The organism is Actinomycetospora sp., from assembly GCF_055612215.1.
On sequence record NZ_JBVPVA010000581.1, the window covers coordinates 1 to 2,393 of the forward strand.

General features: G+C 75.9%; 2 protein-coding genes. One reads left to right on the forward strand and one right to left on the reverse strand.

The window, feature by feature from the left end; translation table 11 throughout:
- Positions 1 to 756, reverse strand: a 756-nt coding sequence (locus AC0CYZ_RS15965; protein WP_472217031.1) for a hypothetical protein, incomplete at its 3' end; no start/stop codon positions are given.
- A gap of 169 nt (positions 757 to 925) precedes the next feature.
- On the opposite strand from AC0CYZ_RS15965, the gene AC0CYZ_RS15970 reads away from it, so the two are divergent.
- Positions 926 to 2,323 (forward strand): FAD-binding oxidoreductase, encoded by a 1,398-nt coding sequence (locus tag AC0CYZ_RS15970; protein WP_472217033.1) that lies wholly within the window; start codon positions 926 to 928, stop codon positions 2,321 to 2,323.
- The last annotated feature ends 70 nt before the right edge of the window (positions 2,324 to 2,393 follow it).

Here is a 2,393-nt window from a genome sequence, read left to right on the forward strand (position 1 = left end):
GACCGCAGCCGGCCCGCGGTCCCGGCCCTCGCGGACCGCCACGGCCCGGGTGGCGACGGCGGCGATCGGCGACATCGTCACCGGATAGGACGTCCAGGCCGGGCCGGCGAGCTCGGCGAAGAGCTGGTCGGCCTCCTCGTCGAGGGAGAGGACGTCGCCGTTCGGGGTGAGGAGCGCGGTGCCCGGCGCCTCCCCGCCGAGCGGTCCCACCGCCCCGGCCCGGGCGGCCCCGGCCGCGGTGCGCAGCGCCCGACCCAGGGCGGGGAGCACGCTCGCGAGGGTCGAGACGTCGCGGGGCGTGAACGGCCCGCGGTCGCGGTGGCGGAAGAGGTCGAACACGCCCCAGGTGCTCTCGCCGACCCGGACCGCCGCCCGGATCTCGTCCCCGTAGCCCTGTGGGGCAAGGAACTCGCGGTAGCGGGCGCTGCGGCCCGGCGTCCCGTCGGTGGCGCGGTAGAGGGTGTCGATGCCCGTGGCGCTGCGCGCGAGGTCCCTGTAGAGCATCGCGTCCTCCACGCGGTGCTCCCGGTCCCAGTACGTCGAGCAGTGACCCTGCTCGACGTTCTCCACCCGCACCGGGCACGTGGCCAGCACCGTCGCCGGGTCGGTGGCGAACCAGCACGAGCCGTCGAAGGGCACCGCCGTGCGCAGTCGCGCCGAGACGCGGGCGAACAGCGTGGTGGCGTCGAGGTCGCGAGCGCACTCCTCGCGGACCGCGGCCAGATCGCGCTCGGCACCGGCGGTGGTGGTCGACATCGGCGTCCTCCCTCGGAGCTACTGACGCAGTGTCACCAACGAGGGCCCGAAGTGGCAATCCTCCACCTGTAGGGGGTCGAATTTTGAATGCGCTCCGTGTGCAGGATGGGCCGTCCGGCTGACGGTGAGCAGAGTTCCCGACATCGCTCGACGACGACCGGAGGACACCGTGACCACCTTCACCGCCCCGCCGCACCGGGGCCTCGACGACCTCGCGCTCGACCTCGACGGCCGCCTCGTCCGCCCGGGCGACTCCGGGTGGCACACCGCCCGGCAGGCCTGGGCGCTCCTGGTGGACCAGCGGCCGGCCGCGATCGCCCAGGTCGCACACGCGTCCGACGTCGTGCGCGTCGTCGACGCGGCCCGCCGGCTGGGGCTGCGGGTCGCACCGCAGGCGACCGGGCACAACGCCGCGCCCCTCGGCGACCTCGCCGACTCGATCCTGCTGCGCACGGGAGCCCTGCGCGGCGTGACCGTCGACCCGGCTCGGCGCGTCGCGCGGGTCGAGTCCGGCGCCTGGTGGGCCGACGTGACCACGGCGGTCGCCCCGTACGCGCTCGCCGCACTCGCCGGGTCCTCCCCCGACGTCGGCGTCGCCGGGTACCTGCTCGGGGGCGGGCTGAGCTGGCTGGCCCGCTCCCACGGTCTGGCCGCGAACTCGGTGCTCGCGCTCGAGGTGGTCACGGCCGACGGCCGACTGCGCCGCGTCGACCACGCCCACGACGCGGACCTCTTCTGGGCCCTGCGCGGGGGTGGCGGGAGCTTCGGCGTCGTCACCGCGCTGGAGATCCGGCTCTTCCCGATCACCGCCGTGCAGGCCGGCGCGCTGTTCTTCGACCTCGACCGGGCGCGCGACGTGCTGCACGGGTGGCGGGCCTGGACCGCGGACGTGCCCGAGGCCGTGACGTCGTGTGCGCGGATCCTGCACCTCCCGCCGCTGCCGGAGCTCCCGGCGGCGCTCGCCGGCCGGTCCTTCGCGGTGGTGGAGGTCGTCAGTCAGCTGGACGAGGCCGCGACGGCCACCGTGCTGGCCCCGCTGCGCGCGTTGGGCCCGGCGATCGACACCGTGCACCGCACCCCGACGGCGGAGCTGTCGGCACTGCACATGGACCCGCCCGGACCGACGCCCGGCCTGGGCGACGGGGCCCTGGTGCAGCGGCTCGACGAGGCCGCCGTCGACGCCTTCCTCGACGGAGCGCTCGCCGCGGGCCCGACGCTGCTCTCGGTCGAGCTCCGCCAGCTCGGCGGCGCCGTCCGGCGTCCCGCGCCCGACGGCGGCGCCGTGTCCGCGTTCGAGGCCGACGCCGCGCTGTTCGCGGTCGGGGTGGTTCCCGACGACGCGACGGGCCCGCGCGTGCGCCTCGCGCTCGACACCGTGCGTTCAGCGCTCGCCCCGCACCTCTCCCGCCGCAGCTACCTGAACTTCAGCGAGGAGCCGCGGGAGGAGACCGAGCTCTTCGGGGCCGCCCGCGACCGGCTGCACGCGGTGAAGACCGCCTACGACCCGCAGGACCTCATCCGCGCCAACCACCCCGTCCGCGCCGCGCGACGCCACCCGGCGTCGTGACTCCCGTTCCCACCCGACCCACGACCATCAGGAGCACCGCCATGACCATCGCCGTCGACCCCACCCGTGA